This is a genomic window from Thermomonospora sp. CIF 1, from assembly GCF_001896795.1.
GTDB classification, from domain to species: domain Bacteria; phylum Actinomycetota; class Actinomycetes; order Streptosporangiales; family Streptosporangiaceae; genus Thermomonospora; species Thermomonospora curvata.
On record NZ_MOYN02000005.1, the window covers coordinates 1 to 7,264 of the forward strand.

The 7,264-nt window shown below is 70.5% G+C and carries 9 protein-coding genes; 8 read left to right on the forward strand and 1 reads right to left on the reverse strand.

What is annotated here, in order from left to right:
* Positions 1-732 precede the first annotated feature (732 nt).
* The 5 genes from BUE48_RS02100 (at position 733) to BUE48_RS02120 (ending at position 3,259) form a co-directional block, all read left to right on the forward strand.
* A complete protein-coding gene (locus tag BUE48_RS02100; RefSeq protein WP_286988582.1) occupies positions 733-951 on the forward strand; it encodes a hypothetical protein in 219 nt (72 codons plus the stop codon).
* A gap of 4 nt (positions 952-955) precedes the next feature.
* Positions 956-1,501 (forward strand): DUF6879 family protein, encoded by a 546-nt coding sequence (locus BUE48_RS02105; RefSeq protein WP_012850805.1) that lies wholly within the window; start codon positions 956-958, stop codon positions 1,499-1,501.
* A gap of 4 nt (positions 1,502-1,505) precedes the next feature.
* On the forward strand, positions 1,506-2,354 hold the full coding sequence (locus BUE48_RS02110) for a helix-turn-helix domain-containing protein (RefSeq protein ID WP_286988583.1): 849 nt from the start codon (positions 1,506-1,508) through the stop codon (positions 2,352-2,354).
* Positions 2,355-2,487: 133 nt separating this feature from the next.
* Positions 2,488-2,691, forward strand: a complete 204-nt coding sequence (locus BUE48_RS02115) for a DUF397 domain-containing protein (protein ID WP_012850807.1) — start codon at positions 2,488-2,490, stop codon at positions 2,689-2,691.
* A gap of 67 nt (positions 2,692-2,758) precedes the next feature.
* Positions 2,759-3,259, forward strand: coding sequence for a hypothetical protein (locus tag BUE48_RS02120; protein ID WP_012850808.1), 501 nt, complete (start codon positions 2,759-2,761; stop codon positions 3,257-3,259).
* A gap of 319 nt (positions 3,260-3,578) precedes the next feature.
* Here BUE48_RS02120 and BUE48_RS02125 read toward each other — a convergent pair whose 3' ends face one another.
* Complete coding sequence (locus BUE48_RS02125) at positions 3,579-4,409, reverse strand: hypothetical protein (RefSeq protein WP_286988585.1); 831 nt, start codon at positions 4,407-4,409, stop codon at positions 3,579-3,581.
* A 365-nt stretch (positions 4,410-4,774) separates the two neighbouring features.
* Here BUE48_RS02125 and BUE48_RS02130 point away from each other — a divergent pair, with 365 nt between their 5' ends.
* From BUE48_RS02130 to BUE48_RS02140, 3 genes are all read left to right on the forward strand, one after another.
* Positions 4,775-6,028: a poly(ethylene terephthalate) hydrolase family protein gene (locus BUE48_RS02130; protein ID WP_012850810.1), complete on the forward strand. Its 1,254-nt coding sequence runs from the start codon at positions 4,775-4,777 to the stop codon at positions 6,026-6,028.
* Positions 6,029-6,203: 175 nt separating this feature from the next.
* Complete coding sequence (locus BUE48_RS02135; protein ID WP_286988586.1) at positions 6,204-6,704, forward strand: ATP-binding protein; 501 nt, start codon at positions 6,204-6,206, stop codon at positions 6,702-6,704.
* A partial coding sequence (locus BUE48_RS02140) for an SUKH-4 family immunity protein (RefSeq protein WP_502694588.1) occupies positions 6,701-7,264 on the forward strand: 564 nt, incomplete at its 3' end. The genes BUE48_RS02135 and BUE48_RS02140, both read left to right, overlap by 4 nt.

Below are 7,264 nucleotides of genomic sequence, written 5' to 3' on the forward strand. Positions count from 1 at the left end.
CTCGACCTGCTGAAGAAGGCCGCGGCTCCCGGCATCGTGGTCCTGATCGTCGCTCTGATCGTCGGGCATGTGATCGCATACCGGCTGGAGGCCCCGGGCCCGCTGGGGGAGCGGTGCTTCTTCGGTACCAGTTCCACAGGGCGACGATCAGGGGCACTCCGGTCAGCGGCGCGGCGGCGATGCCGGCCACCCATCCGCCCTTCTCGCGGTCCTCGAACACCACGGTCAGGACCGTCCACCCCAGCAGACCGGCCACGCCGGCCACGCCGACCACCAGCACGACCGTCCGCCACGCCCGACCCGGCCTGTTCCGCCCTGCCATACCCGTCATCATCACTATCGGTGCACCCGATTGCGCTGAAAGTGCCGAAATATCCTTCGCCAATGCGCCTTTTTCGTCGCACCGCTTCCCCGGGCCAGGACGGTATGTCGCAGTCAGGGCGACGCCATGACCTGAGGCGCCGCGGAACCGGGCATCCTCGAGGCTCCCGGCCTCAATACCCAAGGCCGTGCGGTGAAGAAAGCTCAGTGCAGAACCCCGCACATAACCGGCGAAGCCGGTGCGGGTCAGGGCCTGCCGTACGCGAAGACCGGAGCGGGATTCGCAGTTACCGCGACGGCACCCCGGCATGACTGAGACGCCTCGGAAGGCTGCCCTTGTCGGACGGCACTGCTTCAGCGGACACTCCATAGTGAGCAAGTTCGAGCAAGTCGCCGGGCAGAGGAGAGATCATGCGGCTACGGTTCCTGGGGACGGACAGCAACGAGGGCACCTGCCCGGCGATGTACGTCACCGACGCCGGCACCTATGGAGTCCAGGGCAAACCGGTCACTGACCCGCAGGCGCTCGGCGACGCCGTCAACCTGGCCGACGACGAGGCCATCGTCGAGATCGAGCCGTCGCTCGTCCGCCACCTGGTCGCCCACTACCAGGAGCACCACGGAGGCTGAGCCGGTGGCCCACCTGCTGTCCGGCGGCGAGCTGGACGGGCTGTTCGATGCGTTCGAACGCAGCGCGTTCCGCTTGGAGACGCGCGACCGCTACAACGTGCCCTCCGAGCGGGAGTCCCTGCGCCGCTTCCTGGCGGGCGACCCCGATGAGGACTACGCCAGGGGGCGGCCGTGGTACGACAGGACCCGCCGGGCCGCCGCCGAGGGGCGGCCCTTCACCCGGGTCCGCGTCGTCACCGTCCCCCTCGGCGACTACTCCCGGTACGCGCTGTGGTGCGCGCGCGACAACATCCGGGCCGGTGAGGACATCCGCTACCTGGAACGGTCACAGGCGGCCCGACTCGGCCTGCCGGTGGAGCCGCCGCACGACGCCTGGCTGCTTGACGACGCCACCGTGGTGATCCTGCACTTCGACGCCGATGACGCGTTCGCAGGCGCCGAGGTGACCGACGACCCGGCCACCGTCGCCCGGCACCGCGCCTGGCGGCAGGTGGCCTGGGAGCACGCCCTCACCCGGGAGGCGTTCCTGCGGAGCCTGGGCGGAGCCTGAGCGCGTGTCCACCCCGTCCCAGCAGGCCAGGGAGGCGCTCGGGCTGCGGCTGCGGGAGCTGCGCAAGGACGGCGGCCTGACCCAGCGGCGCCTGGCCGAGCTCGCCGGATGGGTGGAGAGCAAGGTCTCCAAGATCGAGCACGGGCGGCAGACGCCGAGCGAGGACGACATCCGCCTGTGGTGCCGGCTGGTCGGCGCCGAGGCCCACATCGCGGATCTGATCGCGACCGTTCGCAACATCGACTCCCAGTACCTGGAGTGGCGGCGGACATGGCGGGCAGGCGGACGCCGCCGCCGGCAGGCCATCGCCGCCCAGGAAGAACAGACCTCCCGCTTTCGCATCTATGAGCCGCTGCTCATCCCCGGCCTGCTGCAGACCCCGGAGTACGCACGGACGCGGTTCGCCGAGAACATCGCGTTCCACCGGACGCCCAACGACCTGGACGCGGCGGTCGAGGCACGGATGCGGCGCCAGGAGATCCTCCGCAGGGGCGACCGGGACCGCCGCTTCCACATCCTCATCGGCGAGGCCGCGCTGACGCTGGGCGTGGCCGATGACGACGTGCTGCTCGGGCAGCTCGACCGGCTGCTCACGCTGGCGATCATGCCGAGGCTCCTGCTCGGCGTCATCCCGGCCCGCACCCGGCACCGCCGGGCCCCGCACCACGGCTTTTGGATCTTCGACGACCGGCTGGTGCTGGTGGAGACGGTGGCGGCGGAACTGACCATCACCCAGCCCCGCGAGATCGCGGTGTACGCCAAGGAGTTCGAGTGGCTGGCCGCGTCCGCGGTGTACGGCGCCGGGGCCCGCGAGCTCATCTCCCGGGCGATCCGAGCGATTCGAGAAAACTGAAGCAAGTTCCTGGCCTTCTCATCACCCTGCGCCGCATCGTGGTGACCGATGGTTCCCGCATCCCACGACGCACCCGGCGCAGGGACGCAAACGGCCCGGAGAGCGGCGGCCCCGCCGGGACGAGGAGGAGGCCATGTCTCAGCAGTTCCAGTTCCAGACCAGCCGGGCGTGCAGCGAAGGCTGCGGCGGCTGCTGCGTCGAGGTCGCCACCAACCTCGCGGCCACCAGCGGCCTCGTCGCACTGCGCGACTCCAAGACCGGCATCGTCAACACCTTCACCGCCGCCGAGTGGCGGGACTTCATCGCCGGCGCCAAGGCCGGCCAGTTCGACATCTGACCGGCCGGCGCATCCCCGCGGGGCCCTGCCTTTCCCGGCAGGGCCCCGGACCTGGGAGACGGACACGATGGACATCCCGGTTTTCGACTACGACGCCTATTGGCGGGACGGCGACGGCGTGCGCGACAGCACGGCCTGGCGCGACCAGGGCCTGCACTGGCACGGGTATCTGTGGCGCGGCGGCGCGGCCGACTACGGCGACGAACCCGCCCGCCGCGACCTCGGCACCGAACTGCCGCCAAAGCTCCTGGCCGACTGGCTGCGCAAACCGGCCCGCACCGTCCGTACAACGGCCACCACCCCCGAGGAGATGGCCGAATGGCTGCGAAACGAGTGGCGAAAAGCACGCGGCCAACTGGGCCCGGACGCCACGGCGATCGACGAGACGAGCCGTTTCGGACGAGCGTTGCATGACCTGCGGAGAGGACAGCCGGTGTGCTGGGGCGGCTGGCTGGGACCGTCCACGTTCTGGCACGTGGCGGCGATCCCCACAGCGGCTGCCTGTCATGAGGCGACCACGGCCCCCGACACTGCAGGCCGGCCGTGGCGGCCGCGGCCCGCTCCCTGAGCGGCTCCCGGATCTTTCACCGACTCCGACGACCGGACCGTCCGCCTTCGGGACGCGGTGGCCGGAGAGAGGGGAGCATCGTCATGGTCGGCGTCCACCGGGACAAGGCGGTTCCGGTGGCCTGGGCCTCAGCCGGCCGGCATCTGCGCGTTGCGATCCATTCCCTCACAAATCACCTTGAGAGCGCCGACCGTTGAGCCGACGGCCGAAACTTATGGGGATGACCGGGGTGGATTTCGGGACTTACAGAGCTACACGGTGAAGCCTCTTAAAGCTCCACTATTGCCCGGTGGAAAAGGCGGGGCGACTCGAAACGCCGCTACCGCCCGGCGTCTTCTGAAGCGCTCTCTTCTCCGGCCCGCCTGCCGCCCGCGGCGCCGTGGGAACGCCGGTGATCGGCTGCCAGATAATCCTGAAACTCGGCATGACGGAACTGGTAGATCGGGCCGATCGCCCGCAACAGCCCGAGCCGATGGCAGTCGTCCAGGAACGGCATCAGTCGCCGTGGCAAGAGGTTTTTCCACGTCCACCACCAAGAGGCCACCAGGTACATCGACCAGGCCCGGTGGCCGCCGAATGTGAGCCCGCTCGCGAGCCCGCCCACAAGACCTGCTGCGAGCCCTCCCATGAACCCGGTCACGTACTTGAAGAGAGACGCGGGTGCAGGGACGGCGGTGGGCAGGCGCCACCAGGCCAGATCGCGGGTGTCCTGGTCGGACAGCAGGCGGGCCAGGTATCCCAGCCAGGCGCGGACCTGGCGGGGATCACGGTGGCGGCGGGGCCGGAACCGGTCGGCGTTCTTTTCCGGGCCGTCGAGGGGCGGGCGGGCGTCGATGAGGGCGTCGATGAGGCGGTCGAACAGGTGGTCGCGCAATGCCCCAGGGGTGGGGAAACGCTCTCTGTGCAGCAGCGGGGCGGGGTCGGAATTCCGCTCGATGTAGACGGTGCGCAGCAACCACAATCCCAGTGGGGTGGCCACCACCTCGGCCAACGGCCTGCCCGATTCAGGGCGTGCCGGGGAAGCGGCGCGCAGGTGAGCGAGGATCGGCTCCCATGTCGGCAGGCGGTGTGGGGGCACGCAGCCTTCTAGGTAGTCGGCGGCGGCTTGGGGAGTCAGCTTTTGGGGAAGCGGCAGAAACGGTACGGCCATCCATGTGTTCCGGACCGAATGGACGCCGCATGACCTGCGATCCGGGCAGTCGATGAACCATGGACGGCCCTGCACCCTGTCGTGCCTCGGCCGATCCCGATGCCCCTGAACGCACAGTCCACCCATGGCCTTCGGCCGGGCGGCAGGCGTTCGTGTACCGGGCATCCAAAAGCGCACGTCCGTTGTGACCGTTACCAGGACGGCATTCGGCAAGCCCGCTACCAGTGATTTTCCGGATTTCCGCGCCTGGCGGTCCGGTTTCAATCGGCCCCTGAATCGATGCCGGATCGGTCCTCGGCGGTCGGGAGCAGGCTCAAGGCGCGCGACCGCCGACGCGACCGGCGCGACCAGAAGGGATCTTCGACATGTCTCGCATCAGCGGGCGCCTGCGACTATTCGGCGCACTGGCCGCAGGCGTCCTGGCCATGGGCGTCGCCGGCGCCGTCACCACCCCGGCTTCCGCCGCGACCGCGGTTTTCCGCGAGGACTTCTCCAACGGGCTCGGCAGCTTCACCTCCAGCGGGTCGGTCACCACCGGCAGCTATGGGGCCCGGCTGAGCGGGTCGCTGCTGTCGGACCCGTCCATCACCTCCACCACCATCAGCCTGAGCGGCTACAGCGGGGTGACGGTGTCCTACACCCGTTCGACCTCCGGGCTGGACCTGGGCGAGTCGTTCACCGCGGCCTACTCGGTGGACGGCGGGTCGTTCGTGACGCTGGAGTCGGCGCGGCAGGCCGGCGGCCCGGTGTCGTTCCGGTTGCCGTCCTCGGTGGACGGGCGCAGCGTGCGGCTGCGGTTCTCGCTGGACGCCAACAGCCCCCTGGAGTCGCTGACCGTCGATGACGTGCTCGTCACCGCCGACGGCGGCGGCAGCGACCCGGGGCCCGGTCCGGGCGGGCCGCTGCCTCCGGTCAGCGACGTCACCAAGCCCGGCCCGTACGCGGTCGCCATCGACCGGTCCGCCGGCCCTCGCCGCAACGGGTGGCTGGTGTACCCGATGAACGCCGGCCAGTACGGCGTGGACCACCCGATCTTCGTGTGGGGTCCGGGCGCCGGGTCCACCCCGGCCGACTATGAGGACATGCTGCGGCAGTGGGCCTCGCACGGGTTCGTGGTCTACAGCGAGGTCTCCTCCAGCGACGGCACCTACATGGTCAACGCGCTCAACTGGCTGCAGGCCCAGAACTCCAACCCGGCCAGCCCGCTGCACCAGAACCTGGACCTGTCGGAGGTGGCCTTCGGCGGCCACTCCCGCGGCTCGCTGGGGACGTTCGACGTGGCCGACGAGCCGCGGCTGAGCACCACCATCCACGTGGCCGGCGGGTCCTTCGACGGCAACGGCCCCAACAAGCTGCGCAAGCCGACTCTCTACATCGGCGGCGACAGTGACTTCGCCACCTCCAACATGGAGCGGGACTACCGCAACACCCGCGTCCCGGTGTGGTTCAACATCCTCAACAACACCGACCACATCTACGCCACCCGCAACGGCCAGCACATCATCACCGCCTGGCTGCGCTGGCACCTGGGCGATGAGGAATTCCGCCGCACAAGCGACTTCCTGAGCCCCACCTGCACCTTCTGCAGCCTCGGCCGAGTCCAGTACAAGAACTGGTGACGCCGCGCTGACCGAACGCAGCCCCGCCGGCACCCCGGCGGGGCTGCGTCGTTTCGGGCATTCGGGAGCCCGGACTTTCCACTCGTGAACGTTCGCAAGTGGGAATGCACAAATTCGCCGGTCAGGCCCTTGATATCGGCCGCTTGGCCACCTTTCGGCGTCACGGCGTGTGAGCATGAGGCCACCGAGCACAACGACGCCCACCCGCGTCCCCGACACCGACCGGCCCCGCGAGGTGCACATGCTGACGACGATTCCCAGGACCTGCACGGCCGCCCCGCTGTACTGGCGGCGGACCTTCCCCGGCGAGGCCGCCCAGGCCCGCGCCGCCCGCCGCTTCGTGGCCTGCCTGCTGGACGGCCTGCCCTGCCTGGACGAGGTGGTCCTCACCGTGGACGAACTGGTCGCCAACGCCCTGCGCCACACCAAATCCGGCCAGGCCGGCGGCTCGTTCACCGTGGAGGTGCTGGCCGGGCCGGACGGCGTGGCCGTCGCGGTCGCCGACCAGGGCGGCCCCACCGAGCCCGCCGCCCGCGACGCCGCCGACACCGACGAAAACGGCCGCGGCCTGCGCACCGTCTCGCTGACCGCCACCAGCTGGGGATGGCACGGCAACGACTCCGGCCGCACCGTCACCGCCGTGTTCACCGCGGGCGCAAAGGAGCGGGCCCAATGAACCACACCCACGGTGACCTGCACGAATGGGTGCGGCGGCGGGTTCATGCGGCCGTCACCGACGCCTTGCGCGCCGACGGTGAGGCCATCGCCGCCCTCCCCGGCCTCGACCGGCTCGATGCGCACACCCGCGACTTCGTGCGCAACGCCCGCCGCCTGGTGCTGGCCTGCGCCACCGGCCTGACCGCCGTGCTGGAGGCCCACCGCCCCGTCACCACCTCCACCGGCCGCCGCTTCTGCCGCGGCTGCGGCGTCGACCACTGCCCCACCCTGCGCCGCGTGGCCGAGCTGCTGTCCGTCCACGCCGTCCGCCCCGCCGCCATCGACCGGGCCGAGGCGTGGCGCCGCGCCGACGCCTACCTGCGCCGCGTCCACCGCCCCTCCCCGCTCGGCGTCCAGGAGTTCGAGCACGGCTTCGTGGCCTGGCCCGTCACCGCCTCCGGCGAGCCCGACTTCCTCCTGGTCATCGACCGTCACACCGGGCGCCTGTCCTGCTGGCCCAGCCTCCCCCTGCAGACCCTCATCCGCCGCTACCGCGCCCACTCCCCGTCCCAGGTCGTG

Bases quoted from the DNA above. Each gene is read 5' to 3' on its own strand.
- BUE48_RS02135 (WP_286988586.1), top strand. From the start codon at position 6,204: ATGAGGCCACCGAGCACAACGACGCCCACCCGCGTCCCCGACACCGAC.
- BUE48_RS02100 (WP_286988582.1), top strand. From the start codon at position 733: ATGCGGCTACGGTTCCTGGGGACGGACAGCAACGAGGGCACCTGCCCG.
- BUE48_RS02115 (WP_012850807.1), top strand. From the start codon at position 2,488: ATGTCTCAGCAGTTCCAGTTCCAGACCAGCCGGGCGTGCAGCGAAGGC.
- BUE48_RS02125 (WP_286988585.1), bottom strand. From the start codon at position 4,409: ATGGCCGTACCGTTTCTGCCGCTTCCCCAAAAGCTGACTCCCCAAGCC.
- BUE48_RS02130 (WP_012850810.1), top strand. From the start codon at position 4,775: ATGTCTCGCATCAGCGGGCGCCTGCGACTATTCGGCGCACTGGCCGCA.
- BUE48_RS02120 (WP_012850808.1), top strand. From the start codon at position 2,759: ATGGACATCCCGGTTTTCGACTACGACGCCTATTGGCGGGACGGCGAC.